The organism is Paenibacillus sp. FSL L8-0436 (genome assembly GCF_038593025.1).
Taxonomy (GTDB): Bacteria; Bacillota; Bacilli; order Paenibacillales; family Paenibacillaceae; genus Paenibacillus_AQ.
The window spans coordinates 1,263,242-1,284,234 of the sequence record NZ_CP151955.1 but is presented as its reverse complement, the minus strand read 5'-3'; the positions used below and the strand labels follow the sequence as shown (position 1 = coordinate 1,284,234).

The following is a 20,993-nucleotide window of genomic DNA, read 5'->3' as shown; positions in this document are numbered from 1 at the left end:
AGTACACTGAATTCTATTCTATTATACAGGTCCATGGATATGTAATCGCTAGGTAAAATTTTAGGAATTCGCGTTCTGAGGGGATTTTTGGACAGGTTTTTTTTATCTAGTGTGGAATAAGAAGAGTAGCCTGATTCGTCGGGCTCTATTAAAAAACAACTTGGAGGGACTGCAAACAATGAATCCGCTAATTAACTTTGCGCATCGCGGCGCATCCGCTGTGTGTCCGGAGAATACGATGTCAGCATTCCGCAAGGGCCTTACCCTTGGAGCGACCGGGATTGAAACTGATGTACAGATGACAAAGGATGGCGCACTGATTCTGATTCATGACGAAACGCTGGGCCGCACGACAAACGGCAGCGGAAATGTGAAAGACCACACGCTTAAGGAACTGCTTGACCTGGACGCGGGTTCCTGGTTCGGGGAAGAATTCAAGGGAGAGCTGCTTCCCACCCTCGAAGATCTTCTGGATCTGCTCAAGGATAGCGATACGGTGCTAAATATTGAACTTAAGAACGGGGTCTTTATGTACCCGGGGATGGAGGAAAAGGTTATTGCCGCCGTGCGGGAATTCAACATGAGTGAACGCGTCATATTGTCGAGCTTCAACCATTACTCCCTGGCTCACTGCAAATCGCTGGCACCGGAGATTCGCACCGGGATTTTATATGGAGAAGGCTTGTACCGGCCATGGGATTACGCAGCCTCTCTGCAGGCGGATGCGCTGCATGCCTATCATTTCGCTGTGTTGCCGGAGTTTGTCTCCGAGGCGGCAGAGCATGGCATCGCCTATCATCCTTGGACCGTGAATGATCCGGAGCGCATGAAAGAATTAATCGCTGCCGGAGTGTCAGGAATCATTACCGATTATCCGGACGTGCTGGACAGACTGCTTACAGCCAAGGGAGTGTGATGGGGTGAAGAAAGTCTGGCTGCTGGGTTTCGGTTTTTTCAGCATCAGCATTACATGGAGTTTGTATAATGCGTTTGTACCTTTTTTCCTGGAGAAATATGTACACAGTGTAGCCTTGATCAGCTTCATGATGACCATTGATAACTATTTCGCCCTGTTTCTGCAGCCATGGATTGGCAACCGCAGTGACCGTACGGTGAGCCGTTATGGGCGCAGAATGCCTTATCTGCTGATCGGAATGCCGCTGGCTGCTGTACTGACGATGCTGATTCCGTTCCACACCGGGCTGTTCACGCTGCTGCTCTTTATGATGCTGATGAACCTGGCCATGAGCCTGTACCGTTCGCCGACCGTCGCGCTGATGCCGGATATTACGCCGGATAAGCAGCGCACCAAGGCGAACGGCCTGATTAACTTCATGGGAGGGGTTGGGTCGATTCTGGCGTTTGGCGTCGGCTCATTCCTCTATAAGGCCAGCCCAGCATTGCCGTTTATTGTTGCCGGTCTCATCACGCTGCTCTGCCTGTTCATCGTGTCACAGTTCATCAAGGAGGAACGGGATGGGGTGAACAAAGAAGCAGCACTGGGTGCCGAGGAAGTCACAGGTTTATCCGGAGATTCGCAACGCAGCGGTAACATTCCACGGGTCAAACCTACACGCATCTCCTTAAAAAAACAGCTCGACCGTACCACAGTCTGGCTCTTAGCAGCCATCTTCTTCTGGTTCGTAGCTTATCAAGGTGTAGAGACGCTGTTCACATTGTACGGCAAACATCACCTTGGCCTCAGTGAACAGGCAGCCTCCTTCTCGCTGACGTTCTTTTCGCTGGCCTTCGTAGTGTTTGCGATTCCGAGCGGCTGGCTGGGCGGGCGGTTCGGGAAGAAAAAGATGATTGTCACCGGAGTCTGCGGACTGATGGCAGTTTTTGCCCTCGTGGGATTTGCGGAGAATTTGCTTGTGCTGCGGATTCTGCTGCTCGTTGGCGGGATGTTCTGGGCCTGCATTAATATCAATTCATACCCTTATGTAGTAGCGACAGGCACGGAGGAAAGCATCGGCACACGCACCGGAATGTATTATCTGGTCTCCTCGCTGGCCGCCATCACCTCCCCACCGCTGCTTGGGCTGATGATTGACCTTACCGACTACTCTATCCTGTTCTATGCGGCAGCGGTGAGCATGGCAATAGCCCTGCTCTGCCTGTTCCTGATGAAAGGACGCAGCAAATTTAATTAATTGGCTTTGGAGCTGCCTGCCCAATTGACAGATTGAAGCGTGTTTCCCTGCTTGTGTATGGTATATCGGCCCTTTCCGAGCTGCTTGGCGCTGTACATTGCCGAATCGGCTTCCTTCAGCAGCCGCATCGGGTCGATCCTGCCATGGCTCAACGTAATGCCGATGCTGACTGAAACAAACAGTTCATGCCGTTCCAGACTGTAAACGCGGGTCGTTTGCTCCAGAATCTGCATAGCAAGCTGCTCCGCTTCCTTACGGCCGCAACGTTTGGCGACAATTACGAATTCATCCCCGCCGTTCCGGAAGATATGCCGTTTGCCTTTGGAGGTGAACTGTTTCAGACTGCCGCCGACAGCCTGGAGCAGCAAATCGCCCACATGATGGCCAAGTCTGTCATTGATTGACTTGAACCGGTCCAGGTCAAGGAACAGCACCGCAAGCTGCTCGTTTGGTTTGCAGTGGTCCCAGAAGTGATCCATCCCGTTTTTGTTCAAGAGGCCTGTCAAGGTGTCCCTGTAGGCCAGTTCCTTCAATTGCTCTCTTTCGGTCAGGATCTGGCGAAGCTTGGAGAACAGATACGTCAGGGCTAAGAGAGTCAATGTATAGAGTACCAAGGAGATAAACAAGCTGCCTTCAGCCTGTTTCAAGCCGGATTGTGACTGCTTGCCCAGCCAGTGCATTCCGTATAATCCGCCGCTGGCGAGCAGTATTATCAGGCTCGTGCGCACAGCACGGGCTCTTTGATTTTTATAGGTGAAATTCCGGGTCAGCCGGAGAAGGCTGTACACAGTCAACGCTGCGATAAGAACCGAAAATAGAGCCAATATATAATTACGGGCTTCTTCCATCATGATGCGCACTCCCTTTTACATGAAAATAAAGCTGGTTAACAGTAATAAGCGATAAGCTTATTATCGGCAGGAGCGGGCCGATCCTGCATGGAATGTTTTGGAAGACGCCGTCTGGATAAGGGTCTAGTTCTCCATATGCTTCACACAATTATACAGCTCGCAGGTCCAGCCGTTGTCCCCTTTAACGATGCGGGTAATAGAGGTATTCTTCAACAGCACACTAACATCAAGTCCGGGAACCAGTCCGGTCAGGCTGCTCCGCAGAATCGCGCCGTGGCTGACAATCAGGATGTTGTGGCCGGGATGCTTCATTGCAATCTCTTCAATCGCCTTGCTTCCCCGTTGCTTGCCTGATTCATTGCTCTCCAGCCCGAGGTCCAGCGACTTCCATTCTGTCCCCCAGTGTTCCACCCGCTCTTGCTCCGTGGTGCCCTCAAGCAGTCCGCCGTTCATCTCCCTAATTCCCGGAATCACTCCCGCTACCTGCAGGCCCAGCTTCGCTGCGATCACCTCTGCCGTCTGTCTTGCTCTCAGCAGGTCGCTTGAGTAGATATAGTCCCACTGTTCTCCGCTGAGACGTTCTGCTATAGCCGCCGCCTGCTGAAGTCCTTCCTCGTCCAAAGGGTTATCCGTATGCCCCTGTATCCGTCCTTCTTTATTCCAAGCTGTGCTGCCATGCCGAATCAAGCCGATTCTTGTCATTGTTGCTACCCGCCTTTATGAAGAATAAGTAAGTTTACTAGATTATAAACGAACAGTCTGGAAGATGCATACGCCACCGGATATAAGGATCATCAGTTGATCACCGTTCTGCCGCACTGAAGCCTAAGTAATTGACGGTTAGACTTCCCTTATATGATAATAGGACCCGGTGCTTCATTCTGGAGCATGTTCCAAATTCATCCTGCATGGCAGATTATGCTGCCGCCACTTAAAAGGAGATTCTGTTCATCATGAAAAAAATCGTCACCCTCATTCTTACCCTGCTTCTCCCGCTTTACGTTCTTCCTCCCGCATCCTCAAGCGCCTCCGCAGCGCCTGCGTCCAAGCTCGCAGTTTATGTGGACAAGGAGAATCATGCTTTCATTCCGCTGCGTTTCCTGAATGATTTTGCCGGTATCCGGTCGATCCTCACTCCTGGCGGAACGATAGAAATTACAAAGGGCGAGGCTTCCCTCCGCCTGATTCCGGGCTCGGCGAAGGCTTCCGTGAACGACAAGGCCGTAACCTTGAGTGAGCCGGTCTTCAGCGGCAGCGGCACGACGTATGTTCCGCTGTCCCTGGTCAGCCAAACACTGGGCCTTCAGCTGAAGTGGAATCCGCAGGCCTCGTCGCTCACGCTGACAGCGGACGAAACTTCCGCCACCTTGCCCGTACTCAGCGGAGCACTCCTTAAAGCGGAATCCCCGGCGGTAGTCAGCGGCAAACGCACCTTTAAGGTCGGCAGCCGCTCCTTTACAGTGCAGACAGTCACCGCTTCCCTGCTCCATCCCTCGGTGAAGCTGGATGTAGTGCTTGCCGGCAACACGGTCGGCAAGACGGAGTCCCTTGGCAGCATTGCCAAACGTAGCGGTGCTCTCGTTGCGATCAACGGGACCTACTTTGATGCCTACACTAAAGGGGCATACAAAGTCCCTTATGGTTATATCATCAGCGGCGGAAAGATGCTCAAGAACGGCGCTGGAGAACGGCGGGCCGTATTCGCTTATGACCGCAATCTATTAGCAGAGCTGATTCCTGGCACTGAATTCGCATCGCGCTTCCAGAGCGGGACCATCGAAGGTGCGCTTCAGGCCGGCCCCCGGCTGCTGGTTAACGGGAAGGTAGCAGTGGATGTGACCGCCGAAGGCTTCAGGGATCCCAAAATCCGCACCGGCGGCGGAGCCCGCAGCGCGCTGGGCTTGACGCGCGACCACAAGCTGATTCTTCTGACCACCAGCGGGGCTACCATTTCGCAGCTGGCGCAGATTATGAAGCAGGCCGGTGCCTATCAGGCCATGAATCTGGATGGCGGCGCCTCCAGCGGATTGTATTACAACGGCAAATATTTGACAACACCGGGACGTCTGATCAGCAATGCGCTGGTCATCAAAACCCGTTAATCCATCCTTCCGCAACATACAAGCAGCCTCCCGCAGCCGGATCTTTTTCCGGCAGCCCGGGAGGTTGTTTGCGTCTGAATCCTGTTTTGCATAAATTTCCCTTAGCATGTTACTGTAATACTGGACAAAGGAGTGAATTCATGGAAACGATTCTGATTGTCGAAGACGACGCCAAATTGGCAGACCTGCTTAGCAGTTATTTGTCAAAATATGATTTTCATACCGTCATCGTAGATGACTTCAATAGAGTGCTGGAAACCTTTGAGGACAGCACCCCAAGCCTGGTGCTGCTGGACGTCAATCTGCCGAGATATGACGGGTTCTATTGGTGCCGCCAGCTTCGCAAATCCTCGCTCTGCCCCATCCTCTTCATATCTGCCCGCGACAGCGGCATGGATCAGGTGATGGCGCTGGAGAACGGCGGCGACGATTACATTATCAAGCCGTTCCAATACGAGGTCGTGCTGGCCAAAATCCGCAGCCATCTGCGTAGAGCTTACGGCTCTTACGCCCACAGCCAGGAAGAACGCAAGCTTCAAGCCGGAGGACTGACGCTGTATCCGGAGCGTTATGTGATCCAGCACAACGGCCTGTCCGCTGAGCTTACACAGAAGGAAGCTGTCCTGCTGGAAACACTCCTGCTGAAGGAAGGTCGCGTCGTCTCCCGTGAACGGCTGCTGGACCTGATGTGGGAGGATCAGCATTTCATCGATGATAATACACTTAATGTTTATATCACCCGTGTACGCAAGAAGCTCAAGGATCTTGGTCTTGACGATATCGTAGAAACGATAAGAGGTGCCGGCTACCGGCTGAGCCTCTCCGGAGAAACGCCATGAGACTGTTTCTTAAGGATCACCGGCCGCTGCTGCTCTTCTATCTGCTCCAGATGATCCTCATCCCCGTACTCTACTGGGTTACGGGCGAATACAGACCCTTCTCGATTATTTTATACGGTATGGCCCTCAGCTTTGCAGTTCTTATTCTATATCTGGGCTTCCGGTATGTTCAGCACTATAAGCTATATACCCGCCTGAGCGGACCCGGCGGAGCCCCGGGGGAACAGCTTATTCCCCTTGACGATGCGCCGCTGCCCGAAGCGGTGACGGAGATGCTGCAGCACAACCACCGCTACTATCTGGACCAGCTGCATTCCCATACCCGGCGGATGGATCAGCATATCGATTTCATCAACCGCTGGGTACACCAGATGAAGACGCCGCTTTCCGTCATCCAGCTTACCCTTCAGAATTTGGAGGAGGATGCTGCCAGCAGCATCCAAGAGGAGGTGGAGCGGCTCCGCAAGGGACTGGAGATGGTTATCTACACCTCCAGGCTGGAACGCTTTGAGGATGATTTCCATGTTCAGCCTCTATTGCTCCGCAAAGCCGTAAGCGAGACCGTCGCCGATAACCGCAGGCTGTTCATCCGGAGGGGAGTCCGGGTAGACATTACCGTTGACGATGGACTCTCTGTATACAGCGACGCCAAATGGCTTAGATTCATGCTGGCCCAGATTCTCGTAAACGCCGTAAATTATACAGCCGGGACAGGCAAGACGGTAACCATTTCCGTGGAGCAGACGGGAACCGGAAGCGTCTTAAAGATTAAAGATCAGGGCATTGGCATCTCTCCCGAAGACCTGAAACGGGTGTTCAATCCTTATTTCACCGGAGAACGCGGCCGCCAGTATCATGAATCCACCGGGATGGGCCTCTATCTGGTCCGTGAGATCTGCGCAAGGCTCGGGCATACAGTAGAGCTGCAATCCCAGCCCGGCGAGGGGACCACGGTTTGCATTACTTTCGGAGGAGCAGTTGATCCTCTTCGCGGCTGAACTACGGCATCCGCTCAGATGTTTTCCGCAGATTCACTAATGAATCTTTAAGCTCCCTCTCTCTAGTTTATATATATCGGCGGGCTCGTTAACGCGTATGCCGTCAATCAGACGGTGCTGCAGCCGCTAATGGAAATGCTTGCCCCCAAGAGCGGCATCATTACCGCTAAGGACGCCTTCAGCCTGATTAAAGATCAGATGCTGCCAGTCGGGGGCAGTGCCATCGGCCTGGGGCCAAGCCTCAAGATTGACCCGCTGTTCCAAATTGGTTTCCCGCTGCTGCTCTCAATATCCATTCTGCTGCGGGGATGGTTCAAACGAACATTCTCCTGACAAAAGCGAACATAACCTTAACCGCGCTGTAAGGTAACGTTAAGGTAAAACCATAGCATGCCGGAAGCTCATCCTGTACACTCGGAATCAGAAGATAAGCACCTATAGGCGACAATGGGTGACACTCACGTTTTCGGTTAGAAAGGAATGAATTCCATGAATGTACTCGAAGTCACGGCAATGAATAAAGTATATCCGGGAAAAGTGCTTACGCAGGCTCTTACCGATATTCATCTTAGTATCGAACAAGGTGAATTTGTGGGAATTATGGGCCCTTCGGGCAGCGGCAAAACCACCCTGCTCAACATGGTCTCAACCATTGATCAGCCCTCCTCGGGTGAAGTGAAGATCGACGGCAGCAATCCCTATCAGATGAACAAAAAAGAGCTGGCCCTGTTCCGCCGCAGAAAGCTTGGCTTTGTGTTCCAGGATTTCAACCTGCTGGAGACATTGACCGTAGGGGAGAATATCGTCCTGCCCCTGACTCTGGACAACCGCAAGCTGTCCGAGATGGACGCGCTGCTGCAGCGGGTGGCCGGGCGGCTGAATATCACAGACATCCTGAATAAGCGGACCTATGAAATTTCCGGCGGACAACGCCAGCGGACGGCGATTGCCCGGGCAATTATAACTTCGCCCGCCATTCTGCTCGCCGATGAGCCGACGGGAGCGCTCGATTCGAACTCCTCCCGGATCGTAATGGAGTCGCTGGAGGACATCAACCGCAAGGAAGGCACGACGCTGATGCTGGTTACGCATGATCCGCTGGCAGCAAGCTATTGCAACCGCATCGTCTTCATTAAGGACGGCAAGCTTGCTGCGGAAATCCACCGCGGCGACAACCGCCAGGCCTTCTTCCAGAAGATCATTGATACACTTTCATTCTGGGGAGGGAATAGTCATGAGCTTTCCTCAATTCGCGTTTAACAATGTGCGGCGCAACGCGCGGGCATATATGGCCTTTTTCCTCAGCAGCGCCTTTATGGTCATGATCTTCTTTTCCTATTCGGTGTTCATCTATCATCCTGAAGTAACCTCTATTGAGCTTGGACGTAATTCGGCTACCGGGATGAAAATCGCTTCCTATATTGTCTTCATTTTCGCCTTTTTCTTTGTCCTGTACTCGATCAGTGCTTTCCTCAAGCTGCGGAATCTTGAATTCGGCATCCTGATGATTCTGGGCGCGCGTCCCGGGCAGATCAACAGACTGATTCTGCTGGAAAATATGATTATCGGCCTGCTGTCGATCCTGAGCGGCATGGCCGCAGGGATGCTGCTGTCCAAGCTGTTCCTGCTGCTCAGCACTAATATTATTGGTATTGCAGATATGCCATTTTATTGGCCGGTAAAAGCACTCGTGATCACTTCCGTTTCCTTTCTGGCGTTATTCCTGATAAATTCAATCTTCACCCTGCTGTTCATCCGCAGGAACCAGGTGCTAGAGCTGCTTAAGGGAAGCGTGAAGCCGAAGAAGGAGCCCAAAGTATCCTGGCTGCTTTCGCTTCTCGGACTTGCACTGCTGACAACAGGAGCCATTTCCATCGGGTTGGAGCTGTCTCCGAACACACTGCTGATCGCTGCCGTCACAGGCATCGCCGGCACTTATTTCTTCTACTCCCAGTTGTCGGTGCTGGGCATCCGCCTGCTGAAGCTGAGCCGCAAACGGCTATGGCGCGGAACCAATCTGCTCTGGATCAACGAAATGAGCTACAAGGTTAAAGACAATGCGCGGATGCTGTTTCTGGTAACGGTTGTCACTTCATTGGCCTGCATGGCTGCAAGTCTTCTTCTATCCATCAGTTCTTCGAACAATACGACGTATTTGAACAGTCCATTCGCTATCGACTATTCCGTTGACAATGGACACGATCCCGAACCCGGACTGACCACCATTCATGATGCCCTGGAAAACGCCGGATTGCAGTACACAGAGAACAAAGTGGAATTCATCCGCGTTTCCATCCGGGGCCTTAACGATGTGGACCAGTTTGACAACGTTCAATTGCTGACGGTGTCCGTCTTCAATCAACTGGCAGGACAAATGGATATCACCGGAATCCCTCCTTTGTCTGACGGAGAAGCTGTGCTGCTGCTTAACCCCCAGAATGCCATTTTCGAATATAACGCAGGAGAGAGGATTCTGCTGGCAGATCAAGTAGATGTGGAACTCGTCCTGAATCATCTTATCAATCCCTCGGTCATGCCTTTTGGCCAATACAACCCGTCCGTGATGATTGTCAGCGACAGTGTGTATGCAGAAGCTGCCGGTAAGGCTAGAGCCAATGATCGCGAAATAAATTACTTTTATAAAATCCCGGCGTGGGATGCACTGCTTCCTAAGACCGGGGAGCCGGAGACTGTCATCTCCAGTGAGCTGGTGCAATGGAGCAGGGACAGGAATCATGGGACTGACAACTGGCATACGTTAATAAGTGCACGGGCTGATAGCTATATGGATATCAAGCAGGGAACCTCAATGCTCAGCTTTATCGGTATCTTTATCGCCCTGATCTTCTCGCTCTCTTCAGCCAGCTTTCTCTATTTCAAGCTGCATACGGAGCTGAACGCAGATATGCGGATGTACCATGCACTCTCCAAGATTGGACTCAGCACCAGAGAAATGTCGGCTTCCGCCACCAGACAGATTGCCCTGCTGTTCTATATCCCTATTCTTATTGCAGCCGTGCAGACTCTTGTAGTTGTCCGTCCCGTACTGAAAGTGATGGATATCACGAATGTTACCGTTCCTGTACTGATCACATCGGCAGCTTTCCTGTTAGTGCAAACCGTGTATTTCATCATTGTCAGATCCCGCTATATTCATAGTCTGAAGAAGATGATGGTGTAACCCGGAGGCGTTAGGCTACAATGAATGCAGTGTCCCAGTGAGTGAGAATAAAACGCCGCTGCTTGATTGTAACCAGAGAGCAGAATAACAGGCGTACCGGAGGTTCTGCCTGATGTCCAAAGCCGATCATATGCTGTCCATCCTGTGGATGCTGCAGCAGCGGAGAAGAACCGCTGCGGAACTCGCGGAGGAGCTGGAGCTCAGCGTCCGCTCCGTCTACCGTTATATTGACGCGCTCTGTGCCAGCGGTGTTCCCGTAATTGCCGACGCCGGGCCGGGAGGCGGGTACAGCCTGCCTGAGCATTTCAGTGCAGCGCCCCTGTTCTTCGACACCGGGGAACAGAGAGCGCTCGTACAGGCCTCCGCCTTTGCCCGGGGCAGCGGATACCCTTATGTCGCAGCCCTGGACGGAGCGATTGCCAAGCTCAAACGCTACAGCAATGCGGCGCAGCTGTCGCAAATGGAGCGCCACGAAGCCGGCATGGAGATGCTCCATGCACCTGGCGCTGCGCTGCAGCCGCTGCTGGAGGAGTTGGAGGCCTGCATCGCAGGCAGCTTTACGCTGCAGATGGACTACCGCAAGGGAAACGGAGCGGATGTTTCTGCCCGGTCTATAGATCCTTACGGGCTGGTGCTGTGGAAGGGCCAGTGGTATATGGCCGGCTATTGCCATCAACGCCAGGAAATCCGCAGCTTCCGGGTAGACCGGATTGGGGGGCTGCGGCGGACCGGGGAAGGCTTTGTGCGGCCTGCCGGATTCTCCGCACGCGAGTTTCTGCTGCGCGGCCTGCTTCCCGGCCAGGATAAAGATTCCGCACTGGTGGCTGTCATCATCCAGTCCGCGGAAGCTGTCCTGAATGATCTGTGCAGCCATTGGCTGTTCGGCCATACGCTTGCGGAACGAACCCCGGAGCAAGCCCGCTTCCTGCTGGATGAAGCCTCGTTATACAGCTACGCCCCCTATTTCCTGCTGCCTTACGGCAAAGCGCTTAAGATCCTCGAACCCGCAGCTTTAAGGCAGAAGCTGGCAGCTATCACTGCGGACCTTGCGGATTATTATAAAGAATAATATCTTTTTCCGGATCACTGACCGCAGCTGTCAGTGATTCTTTTGTATAGTGAGCTTATCCCTGAGGCAAGCATTCATAAGGCTTTGCCAAGGCAAACAAGAACATAAAAGGCAGGAGGAATACAGCATGAAAGAACTGAAATATCAATTTTATATCGGCGGAACACCAGCACAGGTGTGGGACAGCCTCGTCTCACCGGATAAAGTACAGCAAATCTATTACGGCAGCACGATCCACTCCAGCTTTACAGCAGGGGAGCCGCTGAAATATATCGGGCCGGGGGCAGATGGCCCCGACACCTTGCATGTATACGGTACAGTGCTGGAATTCTCCCCAGAGCAGGCATTCCGCTTTACCCACAAGGTCGGCCCCTCCTATCTCAAGGGCGGCGAACCATATGAATCACGCATCTCCTGGCTGCTGGAGCCGGTTGGCGGCTGTACCAAGCTGACACTGATTCATGATCAATGGCAACCTGATGATCCGTCCTACGGCCCCAGCGAAAGCTCCTGGTGGCAGATTCTCAGCAACATCAAGACCTTGGTAGAGACAGGCAGTACGCTAGATTTTGGTAGCTGGGAGTAGAAGCAGCTACCTGAACATGGACGAATTCTGTGCTTATCAGATTATAGCCAGTACATCCCCACTTAAGCGGATTTTTTTTCAGTCTAATCGAATGCATGGATGCTCTGAGTCCCCAACCCATGCGTAAAAGCAGCAATTGCTGCCTTTACGCATGGGTTTTTTATTTTTCCCTAGGGAAACTTTTTTGTTGCATGGACAAATTTATTCACGTATACTAATATTGTGGCAGACTACAAGAATCTAACCCAAGTACATAACATAATTCAATAAATCATACATGCTCAATCATTCTGGATGGAACGGAGGAAAATCTTATGGACGGAGCCGTAATTCCATTATCTGAAGCTGTGAACGGCAGTACGCTGCGTATCCGCAGTATAGAAGTGCAGGGTGTGCTGAGGAGAAGATTGCTCGACCTCGGGTTTGTCGTCGGCAATGCTGTCGAGGTACTGCGGCGCAGTCCTCTCGGAGATCCTACCGCCTTCCGGGTAAGCAATACAACCATTGCCCTGCGCCGTGAAGAAAGCGCTCTGATTTACGGAGAATTAATCGGAGGTGATGGAGCATGAACCGTTACACTGTAGCTTTTGCAGGCAATCCCAACACGGGCAAGAGCACACTCTTCAATCTATTGACCGGCCTGCGCCAACACACCGGCAACTGGGCTGGCAAGACCGTCATCACCGCCGAAGGCGAGTTTACCCACAAGAACAATACCTACTTGGCTGTAGATCTTCCGGGTACCTACTCTCTGTACTCCAACTCAGCTGATGAGGAGGCCGCAAGGGACTACATTATTTTTGAACAGCCGGATGTCACGCTGGTGGTGCTGGACGCCACTTCGCTGGAGCGCAATCTTAATCTTGCCCTGCAGGTGCTGGAAATTACCGGGCGGGCCGTTGTCTGCATCAACCTGATCGATGAAGCGAAGAAGCTGGGCATTGATATTAACCTGAAGGCTATTTCGAAACGGCTCGGCGTGCCGGTAGCCGCAATTTCGGCACGGAGTGAAATCGGCATTGAGGCGCTGCTGGATCAAATCGAGCGTGTGGCTACGGGTGCTTACACAGCGGAGCCGCTGCGGATTACGTATAGCGATGAGATTGAGCAGGGCATCGCCGCGCTCCTCCCTATGGTAGAGCAGACGGTCGGTTCAAGATATCCGGCACGCTGGATTGCCCTGCGGCTGCTGGACGGTGACGAAAGCCTGCTTGCTTCGCTCAAAGCAAATATGGGACAGAGGAACATTTCCGGATCGAAGGGGGTAGTGAGCCATGGAGTCACCGCATGTCATTAAGGGACCCGATCCGATGGATTCCCTGCTCTCTGCAGCGAAGAATCTCGCAGACAAGGGCGGAATCCGTGATGAAATCGTAAGCGGAATATATGGTGTATCTGCGGGGATCTGCAGAGATGCAGTTACCTACCAGGACAAAAAGAAGCTGGGCAGCACTTATAAGCTTGATAATATTGTCACCTCCAAAATATGGGGATTCCCCATTATGCTCGCCGGGCTTGGCCTCGTCTTCTGGATTACGATTGCCGGCGCGAACTATCCTTCGAGCTGGCTGGCCTCGCTGTTCGGCTTCATCGAAGGTTATTTAACCGCCGGATTCGAAGCAGCGAGCGCTCCAGCCTGGCTGCACGGCGTGCTTGTGCTTGGCCTGTACCGCGGAACCTCCTGGGTTATCAGCGTCATGCTGCCGCCGATGATGATTTTCTTCCCGGTATTTGCGCTGCTGGAGAATTTCGGCTATCTGCCGCGCGTTGCTTTTAACATGGACCGGTTGTTCAAGAAATCCGGCGGGCACGGCAAGCAGGCGTTAACGATGTCGATGGGCTTCGGCTGCAATGCTGCCGCCATTCTCTCCACCCGCATTATCGAATCGCCGCGTGAACGGATGCTGGCTATTCTGACCAATAATTTCGTGCCCTGCAACGGCCGCTGGCCGACCCTGATTCTGCTGTCCTCCATGTTTATGGTGGGGGCCGCTACCACTGGTGCGCTGCGGACCTTCTCGACAGCCCTTGTCCTGATGGGAATCGTAATGATCGGTATCACGGTAACCTTAACGGTGTCCTGGGTCATGTCCAAAACCGCGCTGCGCGGCGTTCCCACCCACTACACGCTCGAACTCCCGCCGTACCGCCGTCCGCAGATCTGGAAGACGATTGTCCGCTCCTCCAAGGAGAAGTCGCTGAATGTGCTGACCCGCGCAATCGTCGTAGCTGCTCCGGCAGGCATTATCACCTGGATCCTAGCGAATGTGTTCGTTGGCGGAGACAGCGTGCTGAACCATATGGCCGCTTTTTTTGATCCTTTTGCCCATCTGCTCGGCATGGACGGCTTCATTATGATGGCCTTCATCCTGGGGCTTCCGGCCAATGAAATCGTGCTGCCGATTCTGCTTATGGGCTACATGTCCTCCGGCGCTATGGTCGATGTCGACGGTATCGGCAGCATCAAGGATATCTTCCTGAGCCATGGCTGGACGTGGTTGACCGCGCTCAACATGATGCTGTTCTCCCTGCTCCACTATCCATGCGGCACTACTCTGATCAACATCTACAAAGAGACCAAAAGCATGAAATGGGCAGTGCTCTCAGCCGTTATACCGCTGGGCATAGCCATTGCCGTTACTTTCCTGGTTGCACAGGCAGCGCGCTTGTTCGGCTGGGTCTGACAGAATTCTTACGCACCCGGCTTCTCCCGTATACAGGGAGGGGCCGGGCTGTTTTTGTGTATCCGCACATTTCCGGAGAAAGCGGAATTTCCGCTGCTGCTGCAACTGCCTTACAGGCTCCTTTCAATGCTCCACTCCCGTTCTGTCCCGTGATTTGACTCCCCCCCTTCTCAGATGTTAGGGTGAAATTGAAGCCATATTTTTCCGGGAGGGAATGTTAATGACGGAAGTAAAGCTTACTGTCGGGTACGACGAATTTGAAGAAGGTCAAAGAATAGGCACGGAGATTGAACGCTTGAGCACAAGTCCTGAAGCGGCGCAACTAACCAGCCTCATCATTGGAGATTGGGGACAGGCCTATGAGAACAGCTCCGAGGAGGTGGTGTCAGCCCTTGTGAAATACAGCGGAAATTTTCCGGCTCTGCGAAAGCTGTTTATCGGGGAGATGGGTTATGAAGAATGCGAAATTTCGTGGATTACACAAAGCGATCTTTCCCCGCTGCTCCCCGCATATCCAGAGCTTCTGTCACTCACCATTCAAGGCGGAAATGATCTGAGCCTCAGCAGTCTGCAGCATGACAAGCTGGAGGAACTGATTATTATTACCGGCGGACTTGGCAAAAGCGTTCTGGCAGAAATCGCCGCAGGTCATTTGCCGAATCTGCGCAAGCTGGAGCTGTACCTTGGCGTGGACAACTATGGCTTTGATGGCAGACTGGAAGATCTCTACCCGCTGATCCAGCCGGATAAGTTCCCTAAGCTTACCTATCTGGGACTGAAAAACAGTGAAATTCAGGATGAAATTGCTGCGGCCGTGGCCGATGCGCCCATTCTGGATCAGCTGCATACACTGGACCTTTCGCTTGGAACGCTTAGTGACAAGGGTGCGGAGGCGCTGCTGGCCAGTGAGCGGATTAAAGGCCTGCAGGCACTTAACCTGAGCTATCATTATATGTCGAATGAAATGATTGCCCGCTGGAAGGCAAGCGGTCTGCCGGCCGATGTCAGCGACCAGCAAAAAAGCGATGACGAGGAAGATTGGCGTTATCCTTCCATCACCGAATGATGCAGGAACCGCAGCCGCTGATCCTGCTATGTTGTCCCGGCGACAGGCGCTCGGACGGTATCCAGCAGGCGCGGAGCCGCCTCGGGATGCCTCCGGCCCTGCTCATCCCGTACTCGGGGCTGCTGCGGGGAAGTTCGCTCGCTGAGCTGCTGGAGCAGGCGCTGCACTTGCAGACCAGCGGAGAGGCAGGCCTGTGGCCAGAGCCTTCCGGTTCACGTCCGGCAGCAGCTCCGCCTCTCCTGCGGCTGGATTCACCCGGCGGCAGCTTCGAGATTGAGCAGGCCCTCATTGCCTTGGGCGCACCGGATGCCGGGGAACAGGATGACTCGCTGCACCCCTTCGGGCATCATCCTGATCCCCATCCGCTAAGTCTCCAGGCCGCCGGGCGGCTGAAGGACATGCCCGGCGTGCTGCATCATCCATCTCAATGGTTCCGCGGCTACTGCCGGCTGCTGGCCAGGCTTCAGCGCGAGGCCGCAGAGCTGATGCCTGAAGCCCGGTGGCAGAACCATCCCGGGGATATAGCCGCCATGACCGACAAACGCCGGACTCAGCAGATTCTCGCTGACGCCGGTGTTCCGGTTCCCCGGCCCCTGGGCGGCGGACATCCTCCGTCAGACTATGCGTCCCTGCGGGAGCTGATGATCACGGAGCGGATGCACCGGGTATTCATCAAGCTGTCCTGCGGCTCTGCCGCTTCCGGCGTCATCGCCTATCAGATCAATCCCGCTACGGGAGCCGAAATCGCTGTGACTACTATTGGGGTCGAGCAGTATATCACTCGCCCTCCCGTGTACTATAATTCGGGGAAACTGCGGCGTTATACCGGCTCCGCTATCCTGTCCGGAATCATCAACTGGCTCTACAGCCATGGCGCGTATGCTGAGCAATGGATTCCCAAGCCGGGCGCAGCCGGAGTTTCGTTCGACATCCGCCAGCTTGTCGTGCTTGGAGAAGCCTGCCATTCCGTTGCCCGGGTCAGCACCACGCCCATTACGAACCTGCATCTGCGCAGCCAGCGGATGTCTCCGGCAGAAGCCGGGCTCACAGAAGAGGTGCAGGAGCAGGTACGGCGTACAGCCGTGCAGGCCCTTGCCGCCTTCCCCCGCTCGGCTATTGCCGGGATTGATATCCTGGTATCCTCCGGCAGTTCCCGGCGCACTTATGCTGCGGACGTAAATCCTTTTGGCGACTTGCTCTACGATGTGGAATATGACGGCTGCGGCACCTATGAATGGGAAATGAAAAAGCTGAATGCCATTGTGAATCATGAATGAGAGACCTTATAGTGTATTGCTATTTTTAATCCATATCTATTAAGAAAGGGCGCTTATAACGGTTATGACAGATATGAATGCCATTGTTGGCACCCATGACATCCTGATGGTCACACTGGATACCTTGCGCTACGATGCTGCCGTTCTGGAGGAAGAGAACTGCCCCAATCTGTGCGGCAGCGGTTCCTGGGAGAAAAGACATACGCCCGGCAGCTTCACTTATGCCGCACATCATGCCTTCTTCGGCGGTTTCCTGCCGACTCCCGCAGACACGGACAAAGCTTCGCATGTGAGGCTGTTCCATTCCAGAAATACCGGGATGAAGACCCATCCGCACACCTGGCTGTTCGACACGCCGGATCTTGTATCAGGACTTGCTGCCGAGGGCTACCGTACGGTATGTATTGGCGGGGTTATTTTTTTCACTAAAAAGGTCCCGCTTGCCCGCGTGCTGCCCGGTTATTTCCAGCACAGCTACTGGCGGATGACCTTCGGTGTCACGAACCCGCGCTCCACGGAGCATCAGGTGAACCACGCCCTGAAGGTGCTGAACGATACTCCGCTGGATCAAAGGCTGTTCCTGTTCCTCAATGTGTCAGCCATCCACGGGCCGAACCATTTCTTCCTTCCGGGTGCCCGGAAGGATTCTGTGGACAGCCAGCGTGCCGCACTGCGTTATGCCGACGGAGAGCTGGGGCGCCTGTTTGCGCGCTTTCGCGAACGCGGCAATCCGGTCTTCTGCCTGGCCTTCTCGGACCACGGCACAGCCTATGGAGAAGATGGCTATCAGGGGCACCGTCTGGCACATGAGACCGTGTGGAATGTCCCTTACCGGGAATTCATCCTCTAGATCGACAGCCCGGTTCAACCCGGAAGAAAGGAGAAACGTATGACGTCAACCGGCAATTTCCTGCAGCATCCTAATGACAACGACGTAAGACCGTCTCTCTCTTCGGAGGAGCTTAAGCGCTGGAAAGAGCAGATTACCGCTAACCCTTACCGCAATTATCTCTATTCCTATCCGCACAAGACAGCCTATCGTGAATTCCAGCCTCCTATTCCGCTGGAACAACTATGGCTGGAAGAGCCTGCGGATTCTTTTTTTCTCTATATGCATATTCCGTTCTGCGGCGCACGCTGCGGCTTCTGCAATCTCTTCACCCTGCCGGACAAACGTGCAGATGTCCACGCCACCTATGTGGATGCACTGGAACGGCAGGCAAAGCAGTGGTCGGCCTTTACCGGCCATAAGCCGTATGCCCGGTTCGCGATCGGCGGCGGTACGCCAACCCTGCTGGCCGCACCGCAGCTAAGCCGGCTGTTCCGGATCGCCCGGGAGATCATGGGCCTGGACACCGCCCTTGCTTCAATCTCAGTCGAAACCTCACCCGAGACGATTACGGAAGAGAAGCTCGCCATCCTGAAGGACAATACCGTGGACCGGGTCAGCATGGGCATTCAGAGCTTCGTCGCCGCCGAATCGGCGGCCATCTACCGTCCGCAGAACCCTGAGGTGGTATACCGGGCACTTGAGCTGCTGGGGAAATATCAATTCCCCATCCTGAATCTGGATCTGATCTACGGGCTTCCCGGCCAGAGCGTGGAGTCCTGGCTCTATTCGCTGAATCAGGCGCTCCTGTATGAACCGGAGGAGATTTTTCTCTATCCGCTCTACACCCGCGAGCATACGATTGTGAAGCCGGGAGATCTGCTGCGCCAGCAGGATCTCCGCCATGATTGCTATACTGCCGCTTGCCAGCTCCTCGCAGAGCACGGCTACCGCCAGTATTCCATGCGCCGCTTCGCTAAGGAAACGGCAGGCACCAGCAAAGCCATCCTCGACTACAGCTGTCAGGAGGAGGGGATGGTCGGCCTCGGCTGCGGTGCCCGTTCCTATACGCGGGAGGTGCACTACGCCTCCCGCTACGGCGTCAGCCGCAAGGCAACGGAGAGCATCATTGCCGATTATGTGTCGTCCGAGTCTTATGACACGGCCGATTACGGCATTGTGCTGAGCCGGGAAGAACAGAAACGGCGCTTTATTCTAAAAGCTGTGCTGCACAGTGAGGGGCTGAAGCTGGCCGACTACAGCGGACGTTTCTCGGCATCGCTGTGGAATGATTATCCTGAGCTTGACCTGCTGCTTCAAAGTGGTCTGGGCGAAGTAGCGGAAGGTATCCTGCGGTTAACCCCTGAGGGTCTGGGCTACTCGGACTCCATCGGCGACTGGTTCATCTCGGGTGAAATCAGGGAACGTATGGAAGGATTCATTTTGCCATGAATGCCGTCCTCTACTACCGCGGGGCCCTCACCTCCTGCAATTATGATTGTCCCTACTGTCCGTTCGGCAAGACGAGAGACAGCGCCACTACGCTTGCCAAGGACCGCGAGGGACTGGAGACCTTTGTCCGCTGGGCTGCGGAGCAAGGCGCGGCAGGCCACCGGCTGTCGATCTTCTTCAATCCTTACGGTGAAGGACTGATTCACCGCTGGTATAAAGAAGCGCTGATTACCCTCTCCCATCTCCCCCATGTGGACAAGGTGGCTATCCAGACCAACCTGTCGGCCAGCCTGGATTTTATCCCGGAGCTGAACCCGGCCACGGCTGCCTTCTGGGCGACCTATCACCCGGGACAGGTGCGGGAGGAGAGGTTTCTGGCCCAATGTATGGCTGTCTATAAGCAGGGTATTCCCTTCAGTGTCGGCAGTGTGGGCCTGCGCAGCGCCTTTCCGGCAATTGCTTCGCTGCGGGCCGCCCTGCCGGATGATGTCTATCTGTGGGTGAATGCTTACAAAGACAAACCGGATTATTACACACCGGAAGATCTCGCCTTTCTCGGCGGCATTGATCCGCATTTCCATATCAACACAGTCGACTATGAAAGCCTGGGCAAACTCTGCAACGCCGGCAGCAATGTGTTTTATGTGCAGGGACCCGGTATAGTAAAACGCTGCTATAAGGACAGGGGCGTCATCGGCAACCTCTACCGTGACGGACTGGAAGGCCTCGCTGCGGAGCGGAGCTGCCGCATGAACTTCTGCGACTGCTATATCGGTTACATCCACATGCCCGGGCTCCGGCTGGAGCAGATTTACGGCTCCGGCCTGCTGGAACGAATACCCTACGGAATCGCGGAGGTGCAGAGATGAGAGCAAATCGCGAAAGTGCTGGAATTGGAGTAAAGCACGAAGACTCCGAGTTTGGAGCAGTGCACAAAAGTGCGGGGATTCGTTCAGGTCGCGGTAAGACTCTGTGGCTCACCGGCTTGTCCGGGGCGGGGAAATCAACGATTGCCTCGCTTCTGACGGACAGACTGAGAGAAAAGGGTCTGGCTGCCGAATGGCTCGACGGAGATGAGCTGAGGCGCGCGCTCGGACAAGGCCTCGGCTTCAGCCGGGAAGACCGGTTCGAGAATATCCGCCGGGCCGTCTACGTCGCCGGAATGCTGAACCGGCATGGCGTCATTTCAGTGGTCTCGGTCATTAGCCCTTATGCGGAAATGCGCGACTATGCCCGCCAGTCGCTGCCCGGTTTCGCAGAAGTCTATGTAGATTGCCCTTTAGAAATCTGCGAGTCGCGGGATGTCAAAGGGTTGTATGCCAAGGCCCGCCGGGGCGAAATCCCCTCCTTCACCGGCATTTCTGATCCTTACCAGGCGCCTGTCAGCCCAGAGTTAACGCTCCGCACAGCCGAGCAGACGCCGGAGGAAAGCGTGAATGAGATATGGTCCTGGCTAACACGAAGCGGGACTCTGCCTACACTTAATAAATAGACCCAAAGCGCCCTGTCTGCTTGCTCGGACAGGGCGCTTTGGGTCTGGATGCTTGTGGATGAGGTACTAATGCCTGGCCGCCCACTTACTAAGACACTGTTGTGCTTCTGGAGGCCTGCTTAGTTGAGACACTGATGCGCTTCTGGTGGCATGCTTAGTTGAGACACTAATTCCTGGGCGCCTATTTAGTTGAGACACTAATGCGCTTCTCGATGCCTGCCTTATGGTACGTCAGGCTATCGCTGCTGTTGTGTTTTCTTCAACTGATCACAGGTACTTTCAGTGCTTTCGGTGCATTTAGTGTTATCTGAGTCAGACTCTGCTACTGTGGATTTTTTGTTACCTTCCCCCACGAACCTGTCTTTTCTGTTCCCTTACAATTCCAAGCGGGCAGGAAAGCCGCTATTGTGCCTG

The 20,993-nt window shown here is 54.1% G+C and carries 21 protein-coding genes; 19 read left to right on the top strand and 2 right to left on the bottom strand.

Annotation, left to right across the window (positions count from 1 at the left end):
• The first annotated feature begins 178 nt into the window (after positions 1-178).
• Both NSS79_RS05895 and NSS79_RS05890 read left to right on the top strand, forming a co-directional pair.
• Positions 179-916, top strand: coding sequence for a glycerophosphodiester phosphodiesterase (locus NSS79_RS05895; protein ID WP_342438646.1), 738 nt, complete (start codon positions 179-181; stop codon positions 914-916).
• A gap of 4 nt (positions 917-920) precedes the next feature.
• Positions 921-2,153 carry an SLC45 family MFS transporter gene (locus NSS79_RS05890; RefSeq protein ID WP_342438645.1) on the top strand — a complete coding sequence of 411 codons (1,233 nt, stop codon included), beginning with the start codon at positions 921-923 and terminating at the stop codon, positions 2,151-2,153.
• Here NSS79_RS05890 and NSS79_RS05885 read toward each other — a convergent pair.
• Positions 2,150-3,004 carry a GGDEF domain-containing protein gene (locus tag NSS79_RS05885; RefSeq protein ID WP_342438644.1) on the bottom strand — a complete coding sequence of 285 codons (855 nt, stop codon included), beginning with the start codon at positions 3,002-3,004 and terminating at the stop codon, positions 2,150-2,152. The genes NSS79_RS05890 and NSS79_RS05885 overlap by 4 nt on opposite strands.
• 123 nt (positions 3,005-3,127) lie before the next feature.
• Positions 3,128-3,706, bottom strand: a complete 579-nt coding sequence (locus NSS79_RS05880) for a histidine phosphatase family protein (RefSeq protein WP_342438643.1) — start codon at positions 3,704-3,706, stop codon at positions 3,128-3,130.
• A 251-nt stretch (positions 3,707-3,957) separates the two neighbouring features.
• Between NSS79_RS05880 and NSS79_RS05875 the strand changes: the two genes are divergently transcribed.
• From NSS79_RS05875 to cysC, 17 genes are all read left to right on the top strand, one after another.
• Positions 3,958-5,106, top strand: a complete 1,149-nt coding sequence (locus tag NSS79_RS05875) for a phosphodiester glycosidase family protein (RefSeq protein WP_342438642.1) — start codon at positions 3,958-3,960, stop codon at positions 5,104-5,106.
• Between the two features lie 140 nt (positions 5,107-5,246).
• Positions 5,247-5,945: a response regulator transcription factor gene (locus NSS79_RS05870; RefSeq protein WP_342438641.1), complete on the top strand. Its 699-nt coding sequence runs from the start codon at positions 5,247-5,249 to the stop codon at positions 5,943-5,945.
• Positions 5,942-6,943: a sensor histidine kinase gene (locus NSS79_RS05865; protein ID WP_342438640.1), complete on the top strand. Its 1,002-nt coding sequence runs from the start codon at positions 5,942-5,944 to the stop codon at positions 6,941-6,943. Before NSS79_RS05870 ends, NSS79_RS05865 begins: the two co-directional genes overlap by 4 nt.
• Before the next feature lie 129 nt (positions 6,944-7,072).
• A complete protein-coding gene (locus NSS79_RS05860) occupies positions 7,073-7,276 on the top strand; it encodes a hypothetical protein (protein ID WP_342438639.1) in 204 nt (67 codons plus the stop codon).
• A gap of 156 nt (positions 7,277-7,432) precedes the next feature.
• Positions 7,433-8,203 (top strand): ABC transporter ATP-binding protein, encoded by a 771-nt coding sequence (locus NSS79_RS05855; protein WP_342438638.1) that lies wholly within the window; start codon positions 7,433-7,435, stop codon positions 8,201-8,203.
• The gene (locus tag NSS79_RS05850; RefSeq protein ID WP_342438637.1) at positions 8,178-10,124 is read left to right on the top strand and encodes an ABC transporter permease; all 1,947 of its coding nucleotides are present in this window, start codon (positions 8,178-8,180) and stop codon (positions 10,122-10,124) included. The genes NSS79_RS05855 and NSS79_RS05850 overlap by 26 nt, the downstream gene beginning before the upstream one ends.
• A 112-nt stretch (positions 10,125-10,236) precedes the next feature.
• A complete protein-coding gene (locus NSS79_RS05845; RefSeq protein WP_342438636.1) occupies positions 10,237-11,193 on the top strand; it encodes a WYL domain-containing protein in 957 nt (318 codons plus the stop codon).
• A gap of 127 nt (positions 11,194-11,320) precedes the next feature.
• Positions 11,321-11,779, top strand: coding sequence for an SRPBCC domain-containing protein (locus NSS79_RS05840; RefSeq protein ID WP_342438635.1), 459 nt, complete (start codon positions 11,321-11,323; stop codon positions 11,777-11,779).
• 314 nt (positions 11,780-12,093) lie between these two features.
• On the top strand, positions 12,094-12,348 hold the full coding sequence (locus NSS79_RS05835; RefSeq protein ID WP_342438634.1) for a FeoA family protein: 255 nt from the start codon (positions 12,094-12,096) through the stop codon (positions 12,346-12,348).
• Positions 12,345-13,076 (top strand): FeoB small GTPase domain-containing protein, encoded by a 732-nt coding sequence (locus NSS79_RS05830; RefSeq protein WP_342438633.1) that lies wholly within the window; start codon positions 12,345-12,347, stop codon positions 13,074-13,076. Before NSS79_RS05835 ends, NSS79_RS05830 begins: the two co-directional genes overlap by 4 nt.
• Positions 13,054-14,463, top strand: coding sequence for a nucleoside recognition domain-containing protein (locus NSS79_RS05825; RefSeq protein WP_342438632.1), 1,410 nt, complete (start codon positions 13,054-13,056; stop codon positions 14,461-14,463). Before NSS79_RS05830 ends, NSS79_RS05825 begins: the two co-directional genes overlap by 23 nt.
• A gap of 220 nt (positions 14,464-14,683) precedes the next feature.
• A complete protein-coding gene (locus NSS79_RS05820) occupies positions 14,684-15,529 on the top strand; it encodes an STM4015 family protein (protein ID WP_342438631.1) in 846 nt (281 codons plus the stop codon).
• A complete protein-coding gene (locus NSS79_RS05815) occupies positions 15,502-16,806 on the top strand; it encodes an STM4014 family protein (RefSeq protein WP_342438630.1) in 1,305 nt (434 codons plus the stop codon). Before NSS79_RS05820 ends, NSS79_RS05815 begins: the two co-directional genes overlap by 28 nt.
• A 64-nt stretch (positions 16,807-16,870) precedes the next feature.
• Complete coding sequence (locus tag NSS79_RS05810; RefSeq protein ID WP_342438629.1) at positions 16,871-17,656, top strand: STM4013/SEN3800 family hydrolase; 786 nt, start codon at positions 16,871-16,873, stop codon at positions 17,654-17,656.
• A 39-nt stretch (positions 17,657-17,695) separates the two neighbouring features.
• Positions 17,696-19,087: an STM4012 family radical SAM protein gene (locus NSS79_RS05805; protein WP_342438628.1), complete on the top strand. Its 1,392-nt coding sequence runs from the start codon at positions 17,696-17,698 to the stop codon at positions 19,085-19,087.
• Positions 19,084-19,956, top strand: a complete 873-nt coding sequence (locus tag NSS79_RS05800; protein ID WP_342438627.1) for an STM4011 family radical SAM protein — start codon at positions 19,084-19,086, stop codon at positions 19,954-19,956. Before NSS79_RS05805 ends, NSS79_RS05800 begins: the two co-directional genes overlap by 4 nt.
• A complete protein-coding gene (cysC, locus tag NSS79_RS05795; RefSeq protein WP_342438626.1) occupies positions 19,953-20,579 on the top strand; it encodes an adenylyl-sulfate kinase in 627 nt (208 codons plus the stop codon). The genes NSS79_RS05800 and cysC overlap by 4 nt, the downstream gene beginning before the upstream one ends.
• The last annotated feature ends 414 nt before the right edge of the window (positions 20,580-20,993 follow it).